Annotated in this window: 23 protein-coding genes; 10 read left to right on the top strand and 13 right to left on the bottom strand. The window is 43.8% G+C overall.

What is annotated here, in order from left to right; genetic code table 11:
* Positions 1–40: 40 nt before the first annotated feature.
* The 3 genes from K5609_RS09990 to K5609_RS09980 all read right to left on the bottom strand — a co-directional run bounded on the left by K5609_RS09990 (position 41) and on the right by K5609_RS09980 (position 5,686).
* Positions 41–3,196 carry an efflux RND transporter permease subunit gene (locus K5609_RS09990; protein WP_221077023.1) on the bottom strand — a complete coding sequence of 1,052 codons (3,156 nt, stop codon included), beginning with the start codon at positions 3,194–3,196 and terminating at the stop codon, positions 41–43.
* Between the two features lies 1 nt (position 3,197).
* Positions 3,198–4,280 carry an efflux RND transporter periplasmic adaptor subunit gene (locus K5609_RS09985; RefSeq protein WP_221077022.1) on the bottom strand — a complete coding sequence of 361 codons (1,083 nt, stop codon included), beginning with the start codon at positions 4,278–4,280 and terminating at the stop codon, positions 3,198–3,200.
* A gap of 209 nt (positions 4,281–4,489) precedes the next feature.
* Complete coding sequence (locus K5609_RS09980) at positions 4,490–5,686, bottom strand: MFS transporter (protein ID WP_221077021.1); 1,197 nt, start codon at positions 5,684–5,686, stop codon at positions 4,490–4,492.
* 213 nt (positions 5,687–5,899) lie between these two features.
* On the opposite strand from K5609_RS09980, the gene K5609_RS09975 reads away from it, so the two are divergent.
* Both K5609_RS09975 and K5609_RS09970 read left to right on the top strand, forming a co-directional pair.
* Positions 5,900–6,790, top strand: a complete 891-nt coding sequence (locus tag K5609_RS09975) for a LysR family transcriptional regulator (protein WP_221077020.1) — start codon at positions 5,900–5,902, stop codon at positions 6,788–6,790.
* A 71-nt stretch (positions 6,791–6,861) separates the two neighbouring features.
* Positions 6,862–7,248, top strand: coding sequence for a carboxymuconolactone decarboxylase family protein (locus K5609_RS09970; RefSeq protein ID WP_221077019.1), 387 nt, complete (start codon positions 6,862–6,864; stop codon positions 7,246–7,248).
* A 10-nt stretch (positions 7,249–7,258) separates the two neighbouring features.
* On the opposite strand, the gene K5609_RS09965 is transcribed toward K5609_RS09970, so the two are convergent.
* Both K5609_RS09965 and K5609_RS09960 read right to left on the bottom strand, forming a co-directional pair.
* Positions 7,259–8,011 (bottom strand): helix-turn-helix domain-containing protein, encoded by a 753-nt coding sequence (locus tag K5609_RS09965; RefSeq protein ID WP_343212513.1) that lies wholly within the window; start codon positions 8,009–8,011, stop codon positions 7,259–7,261.
* Between the two features lie 31 nt (positions 8,012–8,042).
* Positions 8,043–8,501, bottom strand: a complete 459-nt coding sequence (locus K5609_RS09960; protein WP_221077017.1) for a carboxymuconolactone decarboxylase family protein — start codon at positions 8,499–8,501, stop codon at positions 8,043–8,045.
* Between the two features lie 184 nt (positions 8,502–8,685).
* Here K5609_RS09960 and K5609_RS09955 point away from each other — a divergent pair, with 184 nt between their 5' ends.
* Entirely contained in the window at positions 8,686–8,853 is a 168-nt protein-coding gene (locus K5609_RS09955) for a hypothetical protein (protein ID WP_016403059.1), read from the top strand.
* Position 8,854: 1 nt separating this feature from the next.
* Positions 8,855–9,286, top strand: coding sequence for a hypothetical protein (locus tag K5609_RS09950; protein ID WP_221077016.1), 432 nt, complete (start codon positions 8,855–8,857; stop codon positions 9,284–9,286).
* Between the two features lie 6 nt (positions 9,287–9,292).
* On the opposite strand, the gene K5609_RS09945 is transcribed toward K5609_RS09950, so the two are convergent.
* A complete protein-coding gene (locus K5609_RS09945; protein WP_221077015.1) occupies positions 9,293–9,622 on the bottom strand; it encodes a hypothetical protein in 330 nt (109 codons plus the stop codon).
* Positions 9,623–10,417: 795 nt separating this feature from the next.
* Here K5609_RS09945 and K5609_RS09940 point away from each other — a divergent pair.
* Positions 10,418–14,437, top strand: coding sequence for a carbohydrate-binding protein (locus K5609_RS09940; protein WP_221077014.1), 4,020 nt, complete (start codon positions 10,418–10,420; stop codon positions 14,435–14,437).
* Positions 14,438–14,525: 88 nt separating this feature from the next.
* The gene (locus K5609_RS09935) at positions 14,526–14,825 is read left to right on the top strand and encodes an RICIN domain-containing protein (protein WP_221077013.1); all 300 of its coding nucleotides are present in this window, start codon (positions 14,526–14,528) and stop codon (positions 14,823–14,825) included.
* 54 nt (positions 14,826–14,879) lie between these two features.
* On the opposite strand, the gene K5609_RS09930 is transcribed toward K5609_RS09935, so the two are convergent.
* Positions 14,880–15,200: a DUF1330 domain-containing protein gene (locus tag K5609_RS09930; protein WP_221077012.1), complete on the bottom strand. Its 321-nt coding sequence runs from the start codon at positions 15,198–15,200 to the stop codon at positions 14,880–14,882.
* Between the two features lie 187 nt (positions 15,201–15,387).
* On the opposite strand from K5609_RS09930, the gene K5609_RS09925 reads away from it, so the two are divergent.
* Positions 15,388–16,593 (top strand): MFS transporter, encoded by a 1,206-nt coding sequence (locus K5609_RS09925; protein ID WP_221077011.1) that lies wholly within the window; start codon positions 15,388–15,390, stop codon positions 16,591–16,593.
* Between the two features lie 138 nt (positions 16,594–16,731).
* Positions 16,732–17,868 carry a C45 family autoproteolytic acyltransferase/hydrolase gene (locus K5609_RS09920; RefSeq protein ID WP_221077010.1) on the top strand — a complete coding sequence of 379 codons (1,137 nt, stop codon included), beginning with the start codon at positions 16,732–16,734 and terminating at the stop codon, positions 17,866–17,868.
* 64 nt (positions 17,869–17,932) lie between these two features.
* On the opposite strand, the gene K5609_RS09915 is transcribed toward K5609_RS09920, so the two are convergent.
* The 3 genes from K5609_RS09915 to K5609_RS09905 form a co-directional block, all read right to left on the bottom strand.
* Positions 17,933–18,316, bottom strand: a complete 384-nt coding sequence (locus K5609_RS09915) for a VOC family protein (RefSeq protein ID WP_221077009.1) — start codon at positions 18,314–18,316, stop codon at positions 17,933–17,935.
* A 146-nt stretch (positions 18,317–18,462) separates the two neighbouring features.
* The gene (locus K5609_RS09910; RefSeq protein ID WP_221077008.1) at positions 18,463–18,951 is read right to left on the bottom strand and encodes a YcxB family protein; all 489 of its coding nucleotides are present in this window, start codon (positions 18,949–18,951) and stop codon (positions 18,463–18,465) included.
* Between the two features lie 137 nt (positions 18,952–19,088).
* On the bottom strand, positions 19,089–19,427 hold the full coding sequence (locus K5609_RS09905; protein WP_221077242.1) for a thioredoxin family protein: 339 nt from the start codon (positions 19,425–19,427) through the stop codon (positions 19,089–19,091).
* Between the two features lie 257 nt (positions 19,428–19,684).
* Here K5609_RS09905 and K5609_RS09900 point away from each other — a divergent pair, with 257 nt between their 5' ends.
* Together K5609_RS09900 and K5609_RS09895 are read left to right on the top strand one after the other, a co-directional pair.
* Positions 19,685–20,782, top strand: a complete 1,098-nt coding sequence (locus K5609_RS09900) for an efflux RND transporter periplasmic adaptor subunit (protein WP_221077007.1) — start codon at positions 19,685–19,687, stop codon at positions 20,780–20,782.
* Entirely contained in the window at positions 20,782–23,889 is a 3,108-nt protein-coding gene (locus K5609_RS09895; protein WP_221077006.1) for an efflux RND transporter permease subunit, read from the top strand. Before K5609_RS09900 ends, K5609_RS09895 begins: the two co-directional genes overlap by 1 nt.
* Before the next feature lie 114 nt (positions 23,890–24,003).
* On the opposite strand, the gene K5609_RS09890 is transcribed toward K5609_RS09895, so the two are convergent.
* The 3 genes from K5609_RS09890 to K5609_RS09880 all read right to left on the bottom strand — a co-directional run bounded on the left by K5609_RS09890 (position 24,004) and on the right by K5609_RS09880 (position 25,747).
* The gene (locus K5609_RS09890; protein ID WP_221077005.1) at positions 24,004–24,369 is read right to left on the bottom strand and encodes a DUF2200 domain-containing protein; all 366 of its coding nucleotides are present in this window, start codon (positions 24,367–24,369) and stop codon (positions 24,004–24,006) included.
* Between the two features lie 456 nt (positions 24,370–24,825).
* Positions 24,826–25,071, bottom strand: a complete 246-nt coding sequence (locus K5609_RS09885; protein WP_221077004.1) for a hypothetical protein — start codon at positions 25,069–25,071, stop codon at positions 24,826–24,828.
* A 112-nt stretch (positions 25,072–25,183) separates the two neighbouring features.
* The gene (locus tag K5609_RS09880; protein WP_221077003.1) at positions 25,184–25,747 is read right to left on the bottom strand and encodes a DUF6985 domain-containing protein; all 564 of its coding nucleotides are present in this window, start codon (positions 25,745–25,747) and stop codon (positions 25,184–25,186) included.
* Between the last annotated feature and the right edge of the window lie 312 nt (positions 25,748–26,059).

The following is a 26,059-nucleotide window of genomic DNA, read 5'->3' as shown; positions in this document are numbered from 1 at the left end:
CAATAGTTGGGCAAATGTATATAACAGTCTGCAGTTTTAACTAGTCATTGCTTGCTGAGAAAGTAGCAATTAATAATTCAGGCTCTGGTTGTTTTTTGCTAGAAAAACGCTCGCGTAAAGTTTGGAACAACACAAAAAATGCTGGAACAAACAAACAACCAAGCACCGTAGCTGCCAGCATTCCACCAAACGACGCCATACCAATTGCTTGCATCGCCGCAGCCCCTGCAGAAGATGCAAGCATTAACGGCACTACTCCTAGTATGAAAGAGAATGCTGTCATCAACACAGCACGAAAACGCAATTTAGCTGCTGCAACGCCAGCTTCTACAATGCTATAACCTTTTTGTTCTCGTAATTGCTTAGCAAACTCCACAATAAGAATAGCGTTACGGCTTGCCATACCTATAAGCAGCATAATGGCGATTTGCGAGTACAGGTTGATGGTTGTGCCGCTAAGTAACACCGCTGACAAAACACCAAATACCGCAGTGGGCACCGCTAGTAATATAGCTAACGGCGTTAACCAAGATTCATACTGAGCAACCAAAAACAAGTAAGTGAATAACATGGCAAAAGCAAACGCAATGAGGCTAGCGTTACCTGCTTGCTGTTCTTGTAAAGTTAAACCGGTCCATTCATAGCTAAACCCTGTAGGTAAAACCTCATTAGCAAGCTGTTCCATTGCTGCAATGGCTTGACCTGAACTATAGCCCGGCATGGTAATACCATTAATTGTGGTGCTGCCTGATACGTTGTAGCGAACCAAAGAACTAGGGTTAAGCACCGTACGAACCGATACCAAGTTGCTTAATCGCACCATTTCACCTTGGCTAGAGCGAACATAAAGATTCGATAAATCATCGATTTGTTGTCTAGAGTCTGCTTCGGCCTGCAGCATTACTCGGTAGTTTCTTCCACCTTTTGTAAAGTCGTTAATATAACTTCCACCGTATTGCACGTTAAGGGTATTTACTATGTCACCAAAGGCAACACCCATAGCAGCAGCCCGCTCTTCGTTAATGTCGAGGTACAAGTTAGGCATACTGATGCTAAAAGTAGAAAAGGCCGAGGCAATCTCTTCACGCTGATTAGCTTTTTCGAGTAACTGTTCGAGTACCTCAGCAGTTTTTTCTGGTCCCTTGCCCATTTCATCTTTAAGCACAAACTCAAAACCATTTACCATACCTAGTGCAGGAATGGCCGGTAAGCCAAATGCAAAACCCACACCTTCCGGTAAAGCATCTATGGCAGCTTGTACTCGTGCAATAACCTGATCTTGATGTTGTTGTATATCTGAGCGCTGGTCCCAGTGTTTTAGACTGAACACCAACAAAGCAGAGTTTGAGTTACTCGACTCGTTTAATAAGCTGTAACCAGCGGCAGAAAACGCCATCTCAATATCGGGATCATCTGCTAATGACTCCACCAACAATTTTGTCATGTCGCGCGTGCGATTAAGCGCAGCCCCTTCCGGTAAATCAACCACCGCAAAAAAGGTTCCTTGGTCTTCATCGGGCAAGAAGCCCCCGGGTAAACTAGCACCTAAATAAGCGCTAGCCCCCAAAAACACCGAGAACAACAACACCGCAATACCTATTCGGTGACACAACACTGTTACGCCTTTGCCAAACAATTCGGTAAAACGTTCAAAACCGCGGTTAAATGCTTGAAAGAAACGATTTGGTTTAAGATCGCGATTCATTAGCATCACGCATAGTGCTGGCGTTAAGGTCATCGCAACCAGGGTGGAGATAACTACAGAGACTGAAATGGCGATGCCAAATTCAGCATAAATAATCCCCACCATGCCAGGCATTACAAGCGTTGGGCCAAACACCGCTAACAGCACAGCAGCTGCGGCAATACATGGACCAATCACTTCTTTCATGGCTATTTCTACACACTCTTTAACTGGTTTAGTGGTTTCGTGCAGCAGGCGCTCTACGTTTTCAATCACCACAATGGCAGCGTCAACCACCACACCAATGGCTAACACTAAACCAAATAAGCTAATGGTGTTGATGGTTGAGCCAAATGCTTTCATCACTGCAAACGTTGCTATAAGGGAAACAGGAATGGCAATCGCAGGAATCAATGTAGCTTGCCAAGTTTGCAAGAATAAATAGGTCACCAAGGTCACTAGGATTAAAGCAATAACCAGTGTTTCTTGTACGTTGTAGATGGAAACATCGATAAATTCGGTAGCATCATAAGGCAAGGAAAACACCATGCCATTTGGCAAACTTTGCTCAAGTTTAGCCATTGCGGCTCGTACATCTTCGGCTACTTGCATGGCGTTGGCAGTTGGATCTTGGTAGATCATCATAGCAACCGACTCTTGGTTGTTTAGATAGGTATCGACCAAATACTTTTGTGCGCCCAGCTCAATACGAGCAACATCTTTTAAGCGTACTAAAGTGCCATCGGGATAGGCTTTAACTCGAATGTTACCAAAGGCTTGTTCATTAGCTAGTCGCCCTCGAACTTGCACAGTGTATTGCCAATCATTATTTCCTGTTACCGGCTCGGCGCCTACACTGCCCGCGCCACGCACAGCATTTTGGTCGGCAATAGCAGCAGAAATATCATTAACAGTTAAATCTAAAGCCTGTAAACGCTCTGGCTCAAGCCATACTCGCATAGCATATTCTTTTTCACCTAGAGGCGTTACTTTACTTACGCCTTTAATTCTGGATAAAGTTTCACGCACAATGCCAGTTAAGTAATAGCTTAACTCTAAGGTGTTGTGAGCACCGGTCTGAGAGTTTAGGCTTGCTATCATTAGCATCGAAGGGCTCAGCTTTTCAACATAAATACCACTGCGCTTAACCTCATCGGGTAGTAAAGGCTGAGCTGCATTTACCCGATTTTGTACCAAGGTAGCCGCTCTGTCTGCGTCAAAACCAGTCTCAAAGGTTACGTTCAAATTGTATGAACCGTCATTGGAAGAAGTTGATTTCATGTAAATCATTCCTTCAACCCCGTTCACTTCTTTCTCTATTACCGAGGCAACGGTATCGTTCACAACACTAGAATTAGCGCCGTTGTATTGGGTGAATACGTTGATCATAGGCGGTGCAACATCGGGATACTGCCCTACCGGCATGGTGTAAGCCGCTAAGGCGCCTAACACGCTCATGATCACCGATAGAACGATGGCGGTTTTAGGGCGCGAAATAAAGAACTTAACCATACTAACCTCGCTGTCTTACTAGGCTGCCATCACTTAGCTTTTGTTGGCCTCTAGAGACCACAACATTGCCATCTTCTAAGCCCGTTAATACTTCAGTTTGATTACCCAACTGAAAGCCCAGCTCTACTGATTGAAGTTTTGCCTTGCCTCCGCTTACCTTATAGACAGCAGGCCCGTTAGCGGTCTGCACTAATGCTCTGCTGGGGATCACAATCGCTTGTTTCATTTCACGCAATACCACTTCAACAAATTGCCCAACAAATACACTGTCGTCATTGGCAAATTTAAAACCTACTGCTAGTGCGCCAGTAGCCGGGTTAATTTGATTGTCGATAAAATCAAGTTCACCAGCTAATGGGTATTTGCTGCCATCTAAAAATCTCGCCAACACTTCAAACTGGGAGCTACCATCGCGGTATTGCTGAATAGCTTTTAAAACTGTTTTCTCATCAATACTCACAGTGACTTTAAAGTTACTGTCATCAACGATAGAAGCTAACACTTGGCCTACCCCAACCGTATCGCCAGGGCTAAATTGAGTTTGGCTAATCCGCCCAGATCGCGTAGCTTTAATCTCGGTTCTGCTTAACAAAAGCTCTGCATCGTCTACTTGCTTTGCAATGGCTTTAAGGCTGGCTTGATTAACCAAAAATTTAGTTTCGATATCTTCTAGTTCTTGCTTGGAAATGGCATCGCCTAGTTGCTTAGCGCGTTGTAGGCTTTTAAGGGCAGAATTGTATTTAGCGGAAACGTTAACCAAATTAGCTTGCAAACTGGCTAGGTTAAGCTCAAATTCCAAGGGGTCTAGACTAAATAATAATTGGCCTTGTTCGACAAAATCCCCAGCTTGAAAATGCTTATCAAGTAAGGTTGAGGTAACTCTGGATATCACCCTTACTTCTTCATTTGCCAATACTGTGGTTGTGTACACTTCTTCAAAGGTAAGTTGCTGTTGAGCAGCATTGGCGAGATCTACGGCAACAGTAGCAGTGGTTTGACTTGGCTTAGCGTCTGATGTGTTAGATGAGTCGCAAGCACTGATAAATACACTGGCCAATAACAAACTAACTAGTCTTATTTTCATGTTTTGCCCTTATTCGTTGTTTTGTCCTTAGCGTTTTTGCAATTGGTTAGTCATCCTTGTTTGCTTATGGTAAACCGCTATCGTTAACAAATAGAATTAGCACCTATCAGTTTTGCTTAAAGCTTTTCCCCTACACAATGGCTAGTCAAAACCACCGGGTGAAACAACAAAAAAAGGAGCCAATAGGCTCCTTAGGATTCAAAAATGGCTTATGCCGCTTGGCAAAGCCGAGATTTAGTAGATTGCTTTTGTTTGTTATCCAAGGCTGCACTTAAACGGGTTAGTAATAAGGCGCCAACAACAATCAATGCACCAGCCCAAGGAGTGTGTTCTACCCCAGCATTGGCAACTATCATTCCGCCGCCCCAAGCGCCTATAGCAATGCCTACGTTAAATGCGGCAATGTTTAAACCGGAGGCTACATCCACCGCATTGGGCGTATATTGCTCGGCTAACTTCACCACATAAACCTGTAAGCCCGGTACATTACCAAAAGCAAAAGCCCCCCACACTAGAATGGTTAATACAGCGGTAATAGGGTTAACCGCGGTAAAGTTGAATACCAACAGTACCGAGGCTAAACCTAAGAATATCCAACTTAGTGCTTTAGTTGGGCCTAAACGGTCAGCCATTTTGCCACCCCAGATGTTGCCAAAGGCGACCGACACACCATACACCAACATAATCAAGCTAATAGCGCTGGCGTTAAATCCACTTACGTCCTGCAAAATAGACGCTAAAAAGGTAAACGCAGTAAACGAACCACCGTAACCTATAGCGGTTATTGCATATACCAACAACAATCGAGGCTCTGTTAATACTTTAACTTGCTCTGATATTTTGGTGGCTGGCGCTTGCTTTAAATTACTAGGTACCAAAACAGCGCTGCCAATAAGTGCAATTAAGCCTAAAATCGCTACTACTAAAAATGTGGTTTCCCAACCAAAATGTTGGCCAATGTAGGTACCCAAAGGCACACCGGTAACAAGCGCTACCGTTAGTCCGGTAAACATTATGGCTATTGCGCTAGCGGCTTTTTCTTTTGCTACTAAACCCGTTGCGATGGTCGAACCTATAGAAAAGAACACTCCATGGGCTAAACCTGTAAGAATTCGCGCACCCACTAGGGTTTCGTAACTCGGGGCCTGCCAAGCTAATAAGTTGCCCGCGACAAATAAACTCATCACCGCAAGCAGCACTTGTTTGCGTGGCCACTTACCAGTTAAGGCGGTTAACACGGGCGCGCCCACCGCAACACCTAAGGCATACAAGCTCACTAACAATCCTGCAGAAGGTAAAGAAACCGCTAAGTCTTGGGCCATAGTAGGAATCAACCCCACTATCACAAACTCGGTGGTTCCAATGGCAAAGGCACTTAAAGTAAGTGCAAATAGAGCTAAAGGCATAACAGTAATCTCTCGTCATCGATTAGGTTGTTGCACTGCGCAACAGTTGATGGCAAGCATTATTAGTTAATTAACTTTTGTCAGAAATAGCAGTATCAACAAAATTCTTTTGTAGAAAATGTAAGTAAAAAAGCAACAAATCTAAGAAAACTTTTGTAATAAACACTAGTATTAAGCATTCACTTTTGTTGATTTCTTCGCAAAGAGTTGCTGATGTTTAACCTAAAAAATCGTTCTGATGATCTTGAAATTTTGTTGGCTGTAGTTGATAGCGGAGGCTTCTCAGCTGCCGCAGACGCCTTAGATATACAAGTTGCTAAGGTATCTAGAGCGGTTAGCAAAATAGAAAAGCAACTAGGCATTACAATCCTTAACCGAACCACCAGACGGGTGGTACAAACCGACGAAGGCCGCCAGTTTATAGAAGCAGTACGTGTAGGTTTAAGCCAAATTCAACAAGCTGAAGAAGATATTATTAGTAAGGGTGAATTGCCTCAAGGTAGGCTGCGAGTTGATGCGGCAAGCCCGTTTGTAATTCATCAACTCGTTCCCCTGATAAATGATTTTAAACTCGCCTTCCCCAATATAGAACTAGAGCTAAATACCAACGACGGCTTTGTAGACTTACTGGAGAAGAAAACCGATTTAGCGATCCGCATAGGCACATTAGCAGACTCCACCCTGCATGCTCGGCCCATCGGCGTGAGTAATTTGTATATTGTCGCCTCTCCAGCTTATCTCGATAAACGCGGCGCGCCCCGGCACGTTGCGCAATTACACGAACATGAGTTAATCGGCTTTAGCGGAGCTAAGGTGCTAAACCATTGGCCATTAAAAGGGTTTAAATCGATGAAACCTGCTATTACTGCTAGTAGCGGAGAAACCATTCGCCAATTAGCGTTAAGTGGCAACGGCATTGCGTGTTTGTCGGGATTTATGGTTAATCACGATATCGAGCAAGGAACGCTAGTGAGTTTGTTCCCGGCCTTGTTGGTGGAAGAAACTAACCAGCGACAAATTAATGCTGTTTACTACCGTTCATCTAAAGTCGCCCGACGTATCACCGCATTCATTGATTTTATTAAACCTCGGTTAAACTTGTAAGTTACGGCTTGACTTGGAGCTAGCTCCAAGGTCTAGGCTTGAGACTTAGCCTTAGATTAATGGAGTGATCAATGGAACAAACAAGATACCAACGTGGCTTTGATAAGCTAAGCGAGATAGACGGCGAAGCAGGCCACAATGTGATCGATAGCCTCGCCAGTATTTGCCCAGATCTGGCCAAATTCATCATAGAGTTTCCCTTTGGCGACATATACAGCCGCGAGGATCTAGACCTTAAATCACGAGAGATAGCAACGGTATCAGCACTAACCGCAATGGGCAATTGTGCCCCCCAACTGGCGGTACATATCCATGGCGCTCTTAATGTAGGCTGTAGCCCAAAAGAGGTAACTGAAGTGATTTTACAAATGGCAGTATATGCTGGGTTTCCAGCCGCGATTAACGGCATGTTAGTCGCAAAACAAGTTTTTGAAGAACGTGGGATCATTACGCCTTAATAAGCATTTTTTACAACAGTTTTAGATACTGTTTTGGGGTGATTTTGCCAATGGTTTTACACTCTCGTGTCATATGCGCTTGGTCGGAAAAGCCCTGATTAACAGCAAGCGCAGCCAGCTCGATATCTGGCTGCGTTTTTAAAGCCATAAAAGTATTTCTTACTCTCATGGTTCGCTGCCATTGTTTCGGTGTCATACCGGTTAACGCTTTAAACTGACGTTCTAGTTGCCGCTGGCTAAGCGCCAATTCATCAGACACCAAGCCGATCTCTTGAGCATCTTCTACCAACTCAATGGCGTCTTTAAACAATTGTGGTGGGCAATTATGTATGCCGAGGTGCTGCTGTAACCACTTATACATTAATACTATCCGTGCGTTATGGCCGCTAGTTGTCATCAAGCTTTGATGTAGTTGCTGCAATTTTTTCAGCAATGAAGCGTCGATATCCTCGGCGTCACGTTTAACTAGTTTGCCAAAGAACCCAACACTTACACCAGGATTAAAGCGAAAACCCGCTAGCTGGGTATCCGCTGACAAGGTGATGCTTCGCGCAGTGGTGTTCACTGGCAGCACAATCACCCCAGAAGGATAAGACTTATCTTCAAGCCTTATTGGTGGGCCTAAGTTAAACAGCACCCCGCTACAGCCGTCGGCATGCAGCCAACGGGTAAGCGGTGCTCGCTGCTGCGCCTCAACGGAAGCAGACCACAGGCCTTGTATGGCTTGAGCTAACTGTCCTTTTGGCTTAAATAAACTAAACAGAAACTGTTGCTCTAACTGGTGAATAATTTGCTTAGCTGGGTTTATAACTGCCTACCTCGGGTTTAAAGGTGATTGCAATTCTATTCCAACTGTTGATGGCATTAATTGCAATGCTTAAATCCACCAATGCCTTTGCGCCAAAGGCGTTTAGCGCTTTTTGGTAAAGCTCATCGTCTAACTCTGTACATGCCGTTAAGCGTTCGGCACATTCTAAAGCCAGCCGTTCATTTACCGAGTAATACGGGGCTTCTCGCCATGCACTTAAGCTAATTAAACGCTGCCAACTTTCGCCTGCACTCTCGGCATCTTTACTATGCATATCAATACAAAATGCGCATTGGTTAATTTGTGATACCCGCAACTTAACCAGCTCGAATAGCTTCATGCCAAGCGCTTGCTGCTCTGCAAACTGGCTTTTTAGATACTCTTCTTGCTCGAACAAAATTTGCATAGCCTTTGGTGCTTCTGCAAAGTAATTAACTTTAGTCATGCTTAACCTCTCTTCAATAATGAAAAGCCAGCTTAATTAAACCTTACTTCCAATTATTGAAGATTTTCGACATCACACATCTGTATTGCGTTTGCTATTAGGTAAACTTAAAGGTGCTAATTGGCTATATTTTAGCCTTCACCGCAAAATTGTCTCATTACCTATTAGCAGCGAGACAATCACCATGAAAACCTATAAAACAGCCTTACTATCTGCGTTTATTTGCACCTTAATGCTTAGCCAAACTGCTAGTGCACATATCGTAGAAATCGACATCTACAAAGATGGTATTGAATATGAGTGCCTACAAGATACCGATACAGGCAAAATCTTTAACTGCGAGCGTGATTAAGATGAACAGATATCAATTAGCCATTATTGGCCTGCTAGTATCAACCAGCGCTTTTGCCAACATTGAAAACTTAGCTGAACATTGGCAAGTAGCTAGCAACAACAACGCCGCTGTATTAAGCCAAGATCAAGGTTACATCGCAGAGTTTAGCTTCGCTGATGGCGGCGTTATTATATCTAGCACCATTAATGGCAGTTGTACCAGCACCCAACAGCAACATCATGTGGCCGGTAAGTTGGTCACTTTTGAGTTAAAGCAACATAACAAGCACTGTTCATTAATCCCTAAAAAGATTAAAGATAAGGCAATTGTAAACTCCTCGTTTAACCGCCTAAAAACAGTAAGCTTTAACAATGCTAGCTTTACCACTAAAGGCTTCCATGATGCGTTAATCCAAGCTGAAAAAATCCGCTTCACTGGCAAAAATAGTTAAACAGAGCTAATCGCAAACCTGCTCGAGCAACTGCATTTTAACTACCTTAAATTCTGGTAAATAGGACTGCATGTTTTGCTCTGGGCTGGGTGGTAAAACGTAGCCCTGAACAACTACTGGGTTTCGGTACCCGTCGAGCTGGTATTGGCCTTGTACATCAGCACTAGACCACATCCAAAACAGTTCACCTTGGCAGTTTTCGAACAAAGAGGTTTCGAAGCCGTATATCCAGTAACCCTGCATCGTTTGATTAGGGTATTGCGCAGTGCGATTTGAGCAAGAAAATAGGCTTACCAAGAGAAACGTGGCCAAAACCACTCGAAATACAATAGTCACCCTACTTCTCTCCTTTTTCTCTACCTTACACCTATGCAGTGTCGCCGCTGCATAGTTTAAATCATTAACAAGCTTGTTGATAAGCCTTTAAAAACACTGGTTAAATATCAAACTCCCCATGCAAACCAACTGCATACTTTTAAATGAATCAACAATGGCGGTAAGTATAAATATCGAACAATAAAATAATTTAGTCATTAGTGGACACACTGTTAATTTTATCGCTACCACTATCAATAAGATACATTTAAATAATATGAAACAATGAGTTAAAAGAAAGACAAATCCGACCAGTATAGCGCACGACTTTTAGTTAAATCCTGCCATGAAACAACATCAGTACAATTTTTGAGCTGCCGCACAAATCACCAAAGCAAGTATTTATTCACCCTCTCGAAATAAATATTGATCAACCAATTGTGATCAAGCTCTAAATTTTGGATAACCAATAATGCTATTTATTTGCCTACCAACCCAATTACTGGTCAACCTATTGGCGTTATTTAGGGAAACCAATTAACCACAAGGAGGTCGGTATTTCTTGAATCGCTTAACCAAGGGAGTGGCAACAAGTGGTCAGTATCAAAAATAGCGCAATCATATTATTTAAGCTCAACGGCTTGAGTACTTGGGTGCTATCAAGTACTACCAAGTAAACCACTTCATTCGTTTAAGCACAGAACAACTTATTAAGGCAACCAAAATTGGTATACCAAATTTTGAGCATATCGCGTTTAGATAATCGAGAAGTAACAAACGCAAATACATAACTAGGATATAAACATAGGAAGTTTTATGACTATCAAGGCAAAGAAAATGGCTCCGCTCTGCTTTGCTGTCAGTTCAATACTGAGCATAGGTGTATGTTCAGCAGCAGCTGGCGAAGCAATACGAGTAGAGGCCGAAGATTTCGTGATGATTGGCGGAACCTTCGATGACGGCCAAATTGCAGCAGTAAGCACCTATACAGTAAATGGTGCGACTGCAATAAACTTTGTAAACAAAGGCGACTACCTAGACTATCAGGTAAACATCGCTGAAGCCGGTACCTACAACATTGAATACTTAATTGGCACCGATATAGCAAACGGTGCAGAAATTGAAGTATTAGTAAAAAGTGGTGCCGCTTGGGTTTCTCAAGGAAGAACGACAGTGCCAGCAGCTGGCTGGGACAATTTTCAATTACTCGCCCCTACTCATACCGTAGAGCTACCGAGTGGCCAGGTGGATATAAGAATTGCCGCCTCTGGCGTCAATGACTGGCAATGGAACTTAGACTACTTCACGCTGCAAAAAGTTGGCGATGAACCGGTAGATCCTGAACCGCCAGTGGTGTTGCCACCAGCAGCACTGATTACCCAAGCCACCAGCTTTACAGGTAGCGGTGGTACTTTTGCCGATGGTCAACCTTCTCCTGTAAGTACTTATACCGCTAATGGTGTAGGCGCGATTAATTACATTAACAAGGGCGACTACGTAGATTTCGACCTAAACATTGCAGAGTCTGGTGATTACAGCATTGAATACTTAATTGCTACAGCGCTAGATGCAGGCGTAGAAATTGAAGTATTGCTAAATACTGGTAACGGTTGGGCGTCTGTAGGTAAGTCTTCGGTGGCTGCAGGTGGCTGGGACAACTTCCAGTCTCTCAAACCAAGTTATTTATTGTCGATTCCTAGTGGTTCAGTGCAATTGCGCTTAAATGCTTCAGGGACCAATGACTGGCAGTGGAATTTAGCCAGCTTCGCCTTATTACGTGAAGGTGATTATACAGAGCCAACTGATCCTACGGACCCAACTGATCCTACAGACCCAACCGATCCTACAGACCCAACTGATCCTACGGACCCAACCGATCCTGCAGACCCAACCGATCCGCCTGTAGTGATACCACCAAGCAATGGCACCGACCCTGTTGAAATAGAAGGAAGCTTCACTTTAGAAGCAGAAAACTACCAAGCAGTAGGTGGCGAAGTTGGTATTTATGATATCAATAACGGTAAAGCCGTTAATTACTTCAACTCTGGTGATTACTTAGAGTTTTACGTCAAACTTGAAACCGGTGGTTTATACGACGCCAGTTACCGAGTTGCCACAGGCACTTTAAGTGATACAGCGGTAGGCCTAATGCTTACTGATCACAATGGCCAATTAGCAGTTAAAAATGTAACAACCGTTAATAGTGTTGGCGGCGACTGGGACGTGTTCTACACCCAACCAGGTAATGGTAGATTCAACATCTTTAGTGGCACTAACACTATCCGCATTTACGGCGCTGGTTCAGCTGACTTTCAGTTCAACATCGATAGCATTAGCTTTAGCCGAGTAGGCAATGTTGACCTAGCTATCGACGGTGACAATGACGGTGTTCCCGACGTAGATGACCTTTGTGCTAGCAGCCCTAGTGACGAAGTTGCAGATGCAAACGGTTGTACGCCATCACAAAAAGATAGCGACGAAGACGGCATCAATGATCGCATAGATCAATGCCCTAACACACCACCAGGCGCCTTTGTAGATGACATTGGCTGTACTAGCACTGGCGGCGACGACGATGATTTTGATGGAGTACCAAACACCATTGATCAATGTCCAAACACACCATTTGGTCAAAATGTAACACCAACAGGTTGTCCCGTTGCAGGCAGTGATGCCGACGAAGATGGCGTAGCCGACAGTGTGGATATTTGCCCCAATACACCTATCGACGAGTTTGCTAACGCAGAAGGTTGCTCAAGTTCGCAACTAAGCAACGGCGAAACTGTATCAGTAAGTGTAAACGCCAATATCATGCATGAAGTGAACGGTGTATCTGACTTTGGCCGTAGCCGCCATATGACAATGCACAGTACCATCTTTGAGCAAGATTGGAATGGCCACAGCGACCGTTTGAACTACATCCTAAATACCCTAGACGTATACATGGGCCGTGACAACGGAACAGCAACTTGGCGCTTCAAAGAAACCGCTCAAGATCCAAATGTTGCTAATACGCCAGATATGGACTGGATGGTTAATCGCGGTAAAGTACTGCGCGAAGATTACGCTAACAACGAGTTCTACAAGCGTTTTGCGCCAGAAAAAACCGAGTTAATTGCTGGTACTAACCCGCACCCTACCTACCCCACCTTAAGCTGGTACGACAACGGTATGACATCTACCGGTTGGCAGCCAAAAACTATTGAGACCTCAGCAAAATGGATGGGTCATTACCTAGCCAACTACTACGCTAACTCTCAAAACGGAAATGTTGGTGAGCCAATGCCTAAGTTCTGGGAAGTAATTAACGAACCAGACATGTTGATGAAAACCGGTCAATTCATGGTTACCAACCAAGAAGACATTTGGCGTTACCACTCTTTGGTTGCTCAAGAAATCAGACAAGCACTGGGTGACGAAGCACCGATGATTGGCGGTATGACCTGGGGTCAACACGACTTCTATCGTCGTGATGGTATCTCTCGTCACCAAGACGACTACCTATGTGCTTGGGTAGACGAAGAAGCCTGTGCAATGTTCACCGAAGCAATGCAAACCACAGTAGACGATACTCGCGAAAGCGATTGGTATCAGTGGGATGTTATGTGGCGTGGCTTTATGGAAGAAGCGGGTGCAGATATGGACTTCTACGCTGTACATATCTACGACTGGCCAAGTAAAGACCTAAATGGACAAGCTGGTACGGTTCGCCGTGGCGGCCATGTGCAAGCCATGTTAGACATGATGGAGTGGTCTGACGTTAACCTTGGTGGTTTAGAAAACCGTAAACCAATTGTTATGTCTGAGTACGGCGCTGTACAAGGTGCTTGGGACGAACTTCCTCACGAAGAACGTTACGACATCGAGAACTTAAAAGCCTTTAACGGCATGTTAATGCAGTTCTTACAACGTCCAGACTACGTGATTAAGTCTATGCCGTTTACGCCAGCTAAACCATTGTGGGGCTACAAGCCTGCAGGTTGTGGTTACGATGCAACTGTTAACTGTACTGCACCTTACCACTACTCAATGATGATGGAGTCAGAGCTAAATAACGGTGATTGGCAGTGGTCTTCTTACATTAAGTTCTTTGAACTTTGGGCAGACGTAGATGGAACACGTGTTGACGCTCACTCAAGCGATCCAGATGTTCAAGTTAATGCTTATGTAGACGGAAAAGAGTTGTTTGTAATCATCAACAACCTAGAAGATTACGACACTACCGTTAACCTAAACGTTGCAGGTTTAACTGGCCTAAATGTTAGCAATGTTGAACTACGTCAAATGTACTTTGACGGTGTAGAGCATACTAAGCTTGAACGCCGCCATAAGAAACAGCTTCCTTCTAGCCTAACCTTAGCAGCTGATGGAACCGCAGTTCTGCGCTACACCTTAAGCAACAACGTTGCCGTTAACCAAAAAGTAACTGAACACAAATACTTTGGCGAAAGTGTTAGTGGCGGCTCGGTACCACATCGCATAAGTGTAAATGGTGGTGCTAAAACCGTTAAGGTTAACAACCTTGTAGTACCAAATGGCGCTGCAGAAGCAATGCTACGTTTAACTGTAGCCTTGTTCCCAGACCAAGATGATAAAGAAGGCGGATTGCTTACTATTAACTCACTAACGGTTAATGGTAACGACGTAACTACACCTATCGATTGGCGCGGTCCCGCTAAGTACTCTTCTGACCGTTACTTCGCAACGTTAGAAATTCCTGTACCGGTAGAGTACCTCTCTACTAACAACACCGTAGATGTTGATTTCAAACATAACGGTGAGCTAACGGTTGCCAGCATAGTGGTTTGGGACTTCTCCGCCCCGCCACAACGCTAATGCCTTAGCAAGTTCTTGGCCCTAGCACCAAGACCGTAAGCAAAAGCGCCACTTCCCCTGAGTGGCGCTTTTTTTAATTGGTTACCTAGTGAGAACAACTACATCAAATGATGGTTGGTACCTAATTCAGTCGCAACGCAGCGAAAAGTGTGTTGATTTAAACAATGGTTCCACGGCCGATGGTACAACTGTTCATCAATGGACGTGCATGCCCAATAATCAGAATCAACATTGGAAGATTAACCCCAAAGACAATGGTAATTTTGAGTTAATCGCAAGGAAAAGTGATAAATGCCTAGACGCAGAAGGCAAATCAACCGCTAATGGAACTCGTCTATTACAGTGGGCGTGTTACAACGGCGACAATCAACAGTTCACTTTCAAGTAGGTGCTAAAAATATAAAGCTCGCACACGCTGCGAGCTTTATACATTTACATTAGTCTAATCAGCTTTATGGTAGGCAGAGATAATCGTTGTGCTTGCTACAGAACTAACAAAATACTGATCTTTAACTAGCTGATAATTTGGGTCGGCAAAAAAACTGTCCTTATTTTCTTCGCTACTAAAGTTAATGGTGAAAACGCGATTAATGTTACTTTGTTCGAGCGAATCTAGCTGCTCGGTCTTGAGCACCTCCGACACTTTAAAGTCATAAACAAAGTGGCCCTGATAATCAGCCAATATTGGCTTCATTGCAGCTCGATACTCTGCGTACTTAGCATCATCTATTACTTGCAAACCCACTAATATTTCGTAAGACATACACCTCTCCAAGGCTTAGCTGAAACCAACAATGTAATCTATTAATCTGTTATTTACTCTACACCCAGCTTTTAGCAATCGCCAAGCTTAAGCTCCAACAAAACTTTACTATTTCGTAAGCCACAAATATGTAATACAAATTCGCTAGTTTGATGTAAAATCTAGTTTTATCTTAGTAGTACTCAAGATGCCTCGCTTATCACCCGTTACACTGCTCACGCTGTTAGGCGTGTTTTTAGTGGCCCTTAATTTAAGAGCACCGTTTACCAGCTTAGCCCCAGTGCTAGAGCAAATTATGGAAAGCCTTTCACTGTCTGCTGCTCAGGCGGGGTTTGTGACTGCGCTTCCGTTAATATCCTTGGCGGTTTTTTCATCTTTAGCGCCTAAACTAGCGCAAAACCTTGGCTTAGAAAAAGCCTTGGTAATTTCGTTATTTTGCGTGGCCCTAGGTGTAGCGGTTCGCTCGATGGGTTTAGTTTCGCCCTTATATTTGGGTACCGTTGTAATGGGCGCAGGCATCGCTTTTGGTAATGTACTATTGCCAGCGGTAGTTAAAAAGTTTTTCCCAGAGCGTATTTCTGAGGTTTCATCGCTGTACATTTTTGTAATGGGTGTGGGTTCAACCTTGGCGGCAAGTGTGATGGTGCCCTTATCGCAACAAGCGCCAGAACAGCTATTTGGTTGGCAATTTGCGCTAGCCTTTAACCTTATCTTTCCCTTAGCCGCCCTACTATTCTGGCTACCAAAACTTACAACAAAATCGAGACAGCAGCACCAAGCAGAGCAACATAGCGAGTCTGTGTCCATTACTTCACTGCTGCGTTTACCGGTAGCTTGGTTTGTTACCTTAGCACTTGGCATCAACTCTTTTACCTTTTACGCCTTTGCTGGATGGCTGCCAAAAATACTGAACGATGTTGGCTACAGCGAATTAGATGCTGGTTATATATATGGATTTTTGCAGTTTTCTACCATGGTGCCAGGCCTAGTGTTGATGCCCATTTTGGCCAAGCTAAGAAACCATACTTTGCTAATAACACTGTGTGCATCTAGCGTAGTATTTAGTTTGCTGGGGATGATATTAGCACCCGGTTTAGCCATATTATGGGTAGGATTATTTGGCCTAAGCAACTGCGCTACGTTTATTGTAGCGCTAAGTTTTATTGGCCATAAAACAACAAATACTCAACAAGCAGCCGCACTGTCGGGCATGTCGCAAAGCTTTGGTTATGCTTTAGCGGCAACCGGCCCTTCGCTTATAGGTTTTATCCATACCTCAACGGGGACTTGGAGCTTACCACTCTTAATCATTGCTCTGTTTGGCGTGGCTTGTACGGTATTCTGCGCGCTAGCAGCAAAAGGTAAGCGACTACGGGTAAATGACCATAACTAGTCGACGCTAAATTTTCCAAGATATTCAATTCATGGGCTTTCCAAATATTGGAATACTGGTACTTTATCGTTACAAACTTTAGAAGCAGCAGTTGATAATCTGATCTCACCAAACATTCTTAACCACTTGGTGCGAACTATGAAAAAATCTATATTAACTGTTGTTACACTCGCATTGCTCTCAACGCATGCTTTAGCCGACATGAAAGCTGGCGATAAGTTAGATTATTACCAGCCTCAACGTGCAGCCCATCAAAACGGCGCAGAGCTTATCGACTTAAGCGGCCAAAGCGCAGAAGCCTTAGCACAAACACTTGCTAAGTTTGACCGCCTAACGCCGGATGCCGAAGTACTCACGCTAGCTAAAAATGCAGTAGCAAACAACCAAGCAATAGCCCCTAAGTATGCCGCTATGATGGAACGCCAAGCAGAGATTCGAGGAGTAGAAGTACACGAGTTATATGCCGCAGCATTGCAAATGGACTGGTCAGTAAACAAGTCGATTATGCAGGCCAGCACTAAGCAAACTCTTTCTGACGCAGCCACTAAAATGCGCGGTTGCACAACACTTGCCTTTGCAGATACCGGCATTGTTGCGCAAAACAATGACCTAGGGATCGACCACTTACTTAACTACCCTACCCGTGTGATCAAGACCGACGATACTATCTTTATACCCACCGACGGGAGTCATTTTCAAGGAATGGGTAAACACGTTGGCGTGGTGCTAAATATTATGGGCGAGCCTAGCGGCACCACAGCAGATATAAACACCAAAAATATTGTAACCATAGATGCTGTGTTTGCAGCGATTACTTCATCAACCAGTGTTGAAGATGCCTTTAACAAACTTAAGCATTACACCACACCGGTAGCCATGAACTTTACCGTTGCTGATGATTCTGGCGACCATGGTGCTATAGAAATGTCGGTAGATGCTACTGTTCTAGTACGTGGGGACGGTGGCATTGGCCACGCTAACCACAATGCAAAAATGAAACAAACAATGCTTGAAACCATGAGCATGACAGAGGCAAACGAAACTTTTGTCGATAGCTTTGCTCGCGAACAAGCAGCGCAAAACTTCGTAGACTTTAGTAAAGAAAAAACAGTGCAAGGGATGAAATACATTCTTAAGCAAAAGCCAATCAACATTACCCTTTACGACAAAGACTTTGTTACTGTTGAATCAATGATTTTTGATACTAAGCAAGGCTGTGCTTACGTGTCGGGCGATAACCCGCTATTTAGCGAATACACTAAAGTGTGTTTTTAACCCGGCCTAAACAAAAAAACCAGCGGCTAAAGTCGCTGGTTTTTATTTCGTTAAGTGCATAACGCTAATCGAGCACAAAATGGGTTGCGCATATCTTATTGCCATCGGGGTCGCGCAAATAAGCCATATAAAGTTTTCGTGGCGCTTTACCTCTTATGCCTGGTGGCTCTTCGATTCCAGTTCCACCATTAGCAAGCCCCACCGCGTGCCACGTATCCACCATCTCTGGGTTGCTAGCTAAAAACCCCACTGTCATCCCATTGCCATTAGTGGCGTCTTCACCATTAATTGGCTTAGTTAAGCCCAACACTCCCGATGCAGTGGCATACATACAGCGACCTTTAGCATCCATCACACCTTCGTTATACCCAAGCACTTGCATAATCTGGTCATAAAATGCTTTTGAACGTGCTAAATCGTTGGTACCAATCATTACGTGGCTAAACATACTTTGCCCTTTAGTTTATAAAACAAACTGCAATCAGCTTAAAATTCCAAGCAACCAAGATATAGAATGATCTTACTGTTTACTCTCTATTATTCGCAAACCGCTACTAAATCACTCAACTAAAACTAACTACCTTGCACAAACAACTAGTCTTCTTCAACCGCTTTAAACTTAACAATTATTTCTGCCACCAGCTCTTCTGGAAACAAAGACTTCGACAAATACTGTCTACCGCCTGTTTTAGCCACCAAAATAATGCCAAGCTCCGTTTCAATAACCGTCTCTACATTGTCCCAAGCTAGGCTGGTTTTGGTGTAAGGATTTTGTGTCTCTATACCTTCATTGTTAATGCTAAGTTTTATCTCACTATTAGCGCTGCGCCCCCACATTTGTCGAGTGAGCCACCACGCACGTTTAAAGCGAATATGAATTAACTCTAATACCGCCAAACCAATTAGCATGCTACCCGCTACTTTGGGCTGCTCGGTAAACATCAACAGCGCTAAGCCTACTAATAGCAATAAAGCAGGAAACCACTTCTTTATAGCGGACTTCTTTTCAAAGGGCGATGTTTGATCAAAACATTCGGCGAGGTATTGGCGTGACAGCGTAAACTGCGTTTTAAAAGCTTGCATAACAACACTTAATAATTGGGAGGAGGATTAACACCAAAGCGACTATAAGCCTATAGGGTGTTGGCTTATCAAAATAGCCTGGCTAAAAATTAGCTTGAGCATTTTACTTAAGTTAACTGTAAAGCTGTAGTAAAAGCTTAGTTTTCTAGTGTTGCGAATAGCGCCTGTACATCGCCGACAGCAACTGGCCTTACAACTCGTGCCACTTCCTTACCGGACTCAAGCAATATTAAAGTTGGCCAAAGCTTAACCTGAAATGCTCGCCCTAAGCGCTTACCTTTGCCGTCAAACACTTTGATGTGTGGTAAATTTTTTGAAGATAACACCGACTCAACCGCACTGGCAGCAGCTTTACAATGGCCACACCAAGGCGCACCAAACTCTAATACTGCATATCCACTTAATGCTGCTAAATCCTCGCTGCTAGGCGCTTCTTCTTGGTACTCTGGGTTATAACCCATCTTGCTTGCTTTCATCATTGTTCCTCCAAATCACTTAATCTTGCTTGCTTTCATCATTGTTCCTCCAAATCACTTAAGCTTACTCACTAGTTTAAGCTCACATTGCCACGTAAAAATCTACATTACATCAACACTAAAGCATAAATAAATAAGCCGCGTTAATTACACAGCACATAGAAAGGAAAACCTTTGCATATCTTTACATTAGTTTACCTAAACAGAAACCTAAACAACGTAAAATAGCTATTCATTTTTAAGCTCGATGGACTCCCATGTACTTACGTTATGTTTTACCGCCAGTTCTCATTATTTGCATGATCGCTCTAATAGTGATCAATCAGCAGTCTACAAATGGCAACCCAGCGCGTAGCCTTGCCCCCACTTTGGTAACAACAGAGCAAGTGCAACAACATAGCCTAGCTCAAAACCTAAGCTTAATTGGCACCCTAGATGCCGAACAGTCGGTGGCTATTGCAGCAGAAGTCAGCGGCAAGATTAATCAAATCAATGTGCGTTCTAATCAACGAGTTCAAGCAGGCGACGTATTAGTTAAGCTAAACGATTTAAAAGCCAGTGCAGCATTAGCCGAAGCAAAAGCTTACTTGGCCGACGAGCAACGAAAACTGTATGAATTTGAACAACTGCTAAAACGTAAAGCTGTTTCGCAAACCAGTTTTGATGCACAACTGGCCAGCGTAACGATTGCCAAAGCACGATTGCAGTCAGCGCAATCCGAGTTTGATGATCACACTCTTACCGCGCCTTTTACTGGGGTTACTGGATTAATCAATATCAGTAACGGTGAACTGATTAACGCAAATCAATCGCTACTCAGCTTAGACAACCTATCAAGTCTGCAACTCGACCTAAATGTGCCCGACCAATATTTGTCTCTATTATCCAAAGGCATGCCTATACAAGCCACAACCCCGGCTTGGCCACAGCAGATCTTTGAAGGCACCATCGACGCCATAGACCCACGAGTAGACAGCAATACCCTTAACCTCACTGTGCGAGTTAACTTCGACAACACCAGTAAACAACTAAAACCGGGCATGATGATGCGCGCTAAGCTCACCTTACCAGCAGCCACTCAAGCAATGATCCCTGTGCAGGCTATTGAATACTCTGGCACCAAACGGTTTGTGTATGTGGTTGGAGAAAACAATATTGCTCATCGCACCGAAGTTCATCTAGGTGCACGTATCAATAACTACGTGCTAATCGACCAAGGTTTAGCATTAAACGACAACATCGTAGTACAAGGCCTGGTGAATATTCGCGACGGCGCTCGGATTAAACAAGTAGACACCAAAGTCGCCAAATCGAAACAACTCGCCGATGAAAAAGCCACTCAGGAGCCAATTTAATGCTGCTGTCTGACATTTCGGTAAAACGCCCTGTTGTTGCCATTGTATTAAGCTTGTTGCTGTGTGTTTTTGGTATTGCTTCGTTTAGCCAATTGGCTGTGCGAGAAATGCCAGATGTAGAAAACCCAGTTGTTACCATTAGCACCCGCTACGAGGGCGTGTCTGCCACCATAATCGACAGCCAAATAACCTCGGTAATTGAAGACCAATTATCGGGTATTAGTGGTATTGATCAAATTGATTCCGTGTCCCGAAATGGTATGTCGCGGGTAACCGTAACATTTTTACTGGGTTGGTCCTTAACCGAGGGTGTAAGCGATGTGCGTGATGCCGTAGAGCGAGCCAAGCGTAGTTTGCCCGATGATATTACTGATCCAGTTGTGTCTAAAGATAACGGCAGCGGCGAAGCCTCTATCTATATCAACCTAAACTCCAATAAGATGGATCGCACCGAGCTAACCGACTACGCAGAGCGCGTATTGGTAGATCGTTTTAACCTTATTAGCGGAGTAAGCTCGGTAGAACTTACCGGTGCATTATACAAAGTAATGTATGTAAAACTCGACCCCACCTTAATGGCCGGCCGACAAGTTACTCCTAGCGACATTGTTACTGCATTAAAAAGTGAAAACCTCGAGTTACCCGGCGGTGAAATAAGAAACGATACCACGGTGATGTCGGTACGCACCGAGCGACTCTATGCCGAGCCTGAAGATTTTGACTACCTGCGAATTCGAACCAGTGAAGACGGCACTCACGTTTATCTAAAAGATGTCGCCAGCGTATTTGTTGGTGCCGAGAACGAAAACTCCACCTTTAAAAGTGATGGCATCTTAAACCTAAGCCTAGGCATAGTTACGCAATTAGATGCTAACCCACTTAATGTAGCCACCATGGTTGCAAACGAGGTTGAGCGTTTACAACGTTTTGTACCCGAGGGCACCGAGCTAAAAGTAGATTACGATGCCACGGTATTTATCGACCAAGCCATCGACGAGGTCTACCAAACCTTAATGATCACCGGTGGCTTAGTTGTGTTAGTGCTATATATTTTCCTAGGCCAAGCACGAGTAACCATTATTCCGGCGATTACCGTTCCCGTATCGCTAATTGCCACCTTTATCGCCGCACAAAGCTTTGGCTTTTCCATCAACCTAATTACTTTAATGGCGCTTATTCTTGCTATTGGTTTAGTGGTGGATGATGCAATTGTGGTAGTAGAAAATATTTACCACCACATCGAGCAAGGCACCCCGCCCTTGCTAGCAGCTTATCGCGGTACCCGTGAAGTTGGTTTTGCCGTTATTGCAACCACTTTGGTTTTAGTTATGGTGTTTTTGCCCATTGCCTACATGGACGGCATGGTAGGTAAGATGTTTACCGAGTTTTCGGTATTGCTATCGGTAGCCGTTATTTTCTCTTCGTTTATTGCACTAACTCTTACCCCCGTGCTCAGCAGCAAACTGTTACGCCACAATGCTAAACCTAGCCGTATAAGCAAAATGATGGACGCAGCATTCGCAAAACTGATCCCTGCTTATCAAACTCTGCTAAACAAGATTACTGCTACTCGCACTGCCGGGCCTACCGCCATTGTATTGTGTGTGCTTGGCAGTGTTGCGTTTATGCAAGCTATCCCCTCGCAACTTGCGCCGGTTGAAGACAGAGGTGTGGTATTCATCATGATCAAGGGTGCCGAAGGTACTAGCTATGATCGTATGACCACCAACATGGACCAAGTAGAGCAGCAAATTATGCCCTTGGTTGGCAATGGCGTGATTAAGTCATTCAACATGCAAACGCCAGCCTTTGGTGGCCGCGCCGGCGACAATACTGCCTTTATCATTGTTCAACTAGAAGACTGGGCAGAGCGTGAACAAAACGCTGGCGACGTGGTTAACCTACTGCGTAAAACACTGTCTAATATTGCCGACATTTCTATTCGACCCATGCAGCCAGGCTTTAGAGGAAAATCAAACGACCCTATTCAATTTGTATTGGCGGGTTCAAGCTTTGAGGAGCTAAATCATTGGGGCCAAGTAGTTATGCAAGCCGCCGAAGCACATCCTGCGATTAGTACGGTAGATATTAACTATTCTGAAAAAACCCCAGAGCTTATTGTAAAAATTGACCGCCAACGCGCCGCTGAATTAGGCGTAAGTGTGAGCGACATTTCCGACACATTAGAGGTAATGTTAGGAGGTCGCAGCGAAACAACCTTTGTAGACAGAGGCGAAGAGTACGACGTTTACCTACGTGGAGGCGAAGAAGGCTTTAACAGCGCCAGCGATTTAAGCAAAATTTACCTACGTGCAGCAAACGGTAGTTTGGTAACGCTAGATAGCGTAACCCAACTAGAAGAAATAGCCTCTGCCAGCCGACTAAGCCGCTTAGACAAACAGCGAGCGGTGACTGTTTCGGGTACGCTTAATCAAGGCCATACTATGGGAGAAGCACTAGATTACCTAGAACAGTTTGCCATTGAGCAGCTGCCTAGCGACATATCTATTGCCTACAGTGGAGAATCAAAAGACTACAAAGAAAATCAAAGCAGTACCTTTATTATTTTCTGCTTAGCCATATTAGTTGCTTATTTAGTGCTTGCCGCCCAATTTGAAAGCTTTATCAACCCAATGGTGGTGATGCTTACCGTACCGATGGGAATATTTGGTGGCCTAGCAGGCATGTATTTAATGGGCGAAAGCCTCAATATTTACAGCCAAATAGCCATGATCATGCTCATTGGCATGGTAACCAAAAATGGCATTCTCATTGTTGAGTACGCCAACCAACTTCGCGACCGAGGTATTGAGTTTAACCAAGCGATTGTGCAAGCAGCATCAAGGCGCTTACGCCCAATTACCATGACAGCCTTTACCACGGTAGCCGGAGCAATCCCCTTAATTGTCTCTACTGGCGCGGGAGCAGAAAGCCGTATCTCAGTAGGTACAGTGGTATTGTTCGGCATGGCCTTTGCGTCGGTTGTTAGCTTACTGGTGATACCAGCAATGTATCAGCTATTAGCGCGCTCAACTCACTCTCCAGGCCATGTTGGCGAGCAACTTAACCAGCAGATCACTGCCGACAAACAGGCTACTAAGGCTTAAGCCTTAAAACTTAGCTCCAAGAACCTAAAAGGCCAAAGCAAACCTTGCTTTGGCCTTTTAGTCACCACGCTCTCAGCTTCTTTAAAAGCATGTTTAGCTTGTTATCTGATTAGCTTAAGCGCCTCTAAAGATCTTTTTCAATTCATGCCCTTTTGCAAGTTCATCAACTAACTTATCAAGGTAGCGAACTTGTTGGGTCAAAGGGTTGTCAATTTCTTCCACTTTATAGCCACAAATCTTTCCGGTTATTAACTTAGCGTTTGGGTTAATAGTGGCGTCAGCGAAGAACTCTTTGAATGTGGCAGAGCCATTAATATGCTTTTGAAGAACAGCCTCGCTATAGCCGGTAAGCCAGCTAATAACCTGATTAAGTTCGTTACTTGTACGCGCTTTTTTCTCAACCTTGGTAAGGTAAAGAGGATAGATTTTTGAAAAGACCATGTTGGCTATTTGCTCGTCTTGCTCTTGTGTAGATTTCATTTTTAACCTTGTAGTTTCGCCCGAAATAGCAGAACACGACTGATAGATAACACCGCAATAAGCGGACTAAAATAGTGGATTATAATGAGTGGCGAAGCGAAAACTAACCCACTGTTTCATTGCGAATTTAATGCCAAGTTTGGTCTATAATTTAAGCGAATACTATTTATTGTTTTCCCTATCCGCCAGATACTTAGTAATCAATTGAGGAATATGTAGCCCTGTCTTACGAACAAGATACCAATCTATAGCAGCCAGAATAACCAAACCTATTATCATTCCCATTTTCAATCCCCCATGCACATTGAAATACAAATCTATCAAATGGTTAAGAAAAACACTTTGAACCTAAATGCACTATTGATATTAGATCTGGATAATTACCTTTGTTCTGTAACGTTTGTGGTAGTGGCGCGGGCTTTATAGCGTCAACTGCCTGTGATTGTTATGTTTTGGCTAGAATGTTCGCCCTAACGCGACATGCCAATGTTTGCCTGCTAGCGCCACTCCTGCCTCTTCAATATATTTGCTATCTTTTGTATCAATGTATTTTTGACACAACTGACCTATGTCACTTTGCTTTAGGTTACTTGGCAAGTTATCCCATTCACTTTGATCGTTATGGGCCAATGAATAAAATGCCAAAGCTAGTGTTCGCCATTCCTTTTCAGCAGAGATTTCTTTCCGGACATCAATTTTCATAGATCACGCTTTTACTTATGCTCAAAAACATAACGTCTTTGAACACCGGCAAAAAAATGAACGCCAGTTAGTTTTTTGTCCATAGCCCGGTAGGGGCGGGTGCTTCAATTTGTTAAGTTTCATTTGCATGTTGATTCGCTAACCAGAGAAGAATCGCTGTATCGGCACCACCTATTTCAACAATTCTGTTGCCATGTAATAGAAAACCAAATCCGTGTTCTTCTTCCCAGTTGCATCCCATTTCAACCCCGATAAACGGTATGCTGTTTTTAGCCACTTGATGAATATTTACTGATACAACGCCAACAACACCTTTTATATCATCAGGTGTTTTTACAGGTGGAAAAAACTCGGACATCTCCTCACCAAGCTCTTTTATGGTGTTGTCTCTGATAGATGAGTAGTTTGAAAACAAAGTATTTATTATAGATTCAATGACAGCGCTTTGATTAGAAAGAAACCAATTTATTAGTTCCATTTCTTCAGGATTGATTGGGCTTTCATCGCGACCTTCTGGAGCGAAAACTATTTTGGTCTTACCAATTGAAGGTTTGATTGATGATAAGGCTCCATAAGGTCCATTCCGCTCTTGGAAACCAGCCCAATCAGGTAAGCTTACTTCTGTTTCCCAGAAAAACTCATTCCATTGAAAAGTGGGATTTAGGAAGCTACTCATTATCTCTCCTTGAAACTTAACGCTTGAGTAATATGCGGAAAAAAGCGCAGCTTTTTGGAGTCATATTACCCACTTGTTATAACACATTCTTTTGGTCTCTAAGACTGGGGATGTAGACCGCTAAAATGTATGGTATTGCAGCTAACCATTGTAGAAAAAATAAAGATAAAACCCAGCCGGCTCTTTTTTTAATGTAATTAGTTTTAAAACAATGAATTAATAAAGTGAGCCACACCGAAAAGTAGGTAATGGCAATAGTAACACCAAGTACAGATTTCCAAAATGGCATATCACTTTCCGAAAAAGATTCCG

The sequence above is a fragment of the Agarivorans aestuarii genome (assembly GCF_019670125.1).
GTDB lineage: Bacteria > Pseudomonadota > Gammaproteobacteria > Enterobacterales > Celerinatantimonadaceae > Agarivorans > Agarivorans aestuarii.
This window is presented reverse-complemented; position numbering and strand designations above follow the sequence as displayed.

Coding starts and splice junctions, on each gene's coding strand:
- K5609_RS09880 (WP_221077003.1), bottom strand. CDS start 25,747: ATGAGTAGCTTCCTAAATCCCACTTTTCAATGGAATGAGTTTTTCTGG.
- K5609_RS09905 (WP_221077242.1), bottom strand. CDS start 19,427: ATGAAAGCAAGCAAGATGGGTTATAACCCAGAGTACCAAGAAGAAGCG.
- K5609_RS09940 (WP_221077014.1), top strand. CDS start 10,418: ATGACTATCAAGGCAAAGAAAATGGCTCCGCTCTGCTTTGCTGTCAGT.
- K5609_RS09960 (WP_221077017.1), bottom strand. CDS start 8,501: ATGACTAAAGTTAATTACTTTGCAGAAGCACCAAAGGCTATGCAAATT.
- K5609_RS09925 (WP_221077011.1), top strand. CDS start 15,388: ATGCCTCGCTTATCACCCGTTACACTGCTCACGCTGTTAGGCGTGTTT.
- K5609_RS09985 (WP_221077022.1), bottom strand. CDS start 4,280: ATGAAAATAAGACTAGTTAGTTTGTTATTGGCCAGTGTATTTATCAGT.
- K5609_RS09975 (WP_221077020.1), top strand. CDS start 5,900: ATGTTTAACCTAAAAAATCGTTCTGATGATCTTGAAATTTTGTTGGCT.
- K5609_RS09990 (WP_221077023.1), bottom strand. CDS start 3,196: ATGGTTAAGTTCTTTATTTCGCGCCCTAAAACCGCCATCGTTCTATCG.
- K5609_RS09955 (WP_016403059.1), top strand. CDS start 8,686: ATGAAAACCTATAAAACAGCCTTACTATCTGCGTTTATTTGCACCTTA.
- K5609_RS09920 (WP_221077010.1), top strand. CDS start 16,732: ATGAAAAAATCTATATTAACTGTTGTTACACTCGCATTGCTCTCAACG.
- K5609_RS09970 (WP_221077019.1), top strand. CDS start 6,862: ATGGAACAAACAAGATACCAACGTGGCTTTGATAAGCTAAGCGAGATA.
- K5609_RS09890 (WP_221077005.1), bottom strand. CDS start 24,369: ATGAAATCTACACAAGAGCAAGACGAGCAAATAGCCAACATGGTCTTT.
- K5609_RS09980 (WP_221077021.1), bottom strand. CDS start 5,686: ATGCCTTTAGCTCTATTTGCACTTACTTTAAGTGCCTTTGCCATTGGA.
- K5609_RS09900 (WP_221077007.1), top strand. CDS start 19,685: ATGTACTTACGTTATGTTTTACCGCCAGTTCTCATTATTTGCATGATC.
- K5609_RS09885 (WP_221077004.1), bottom strand. CDS start 25,071: ATGAAAATTGATGTCCGGAAAGAAATCTCTGCTGAAAAGGAATGGCGA.
- K5609_RS09895 (WP_221077006.1), top strand. CDS start 20,782: ATGCTGCTGTCTGACATTTCGGTAAAACGCCCTGTTGTTGCCATTGTA.
- K5609_RS09915 (WP_221077009.1), bottom strand. CDS start 18,316: ATGTTTAGCCACGTAATGATTGGTACCAACGATTTAGCACGTTCAAAA.
- K5609_RS09910 (WP_221077008.1), bottom strand. CDS start 18,951: ATGCAAGCTTTTAAAACGCAGTTTACGCTGTCACGCCAATACCTCGCC.
- K5609_RS09930 (WP_221077012.1), bottom strand. CDS start 15,200: ATGTCTTACGAAATATTAGTGGGTTTGCAAGTAATAGATGATGCTAAG.
- K5609_RS09950 (WP_221077016.1), top strand. CDS start 8,855: ATGAACAGATATCAATTAGCCATTATTGGCCTGCTAGTATCAACCAGC.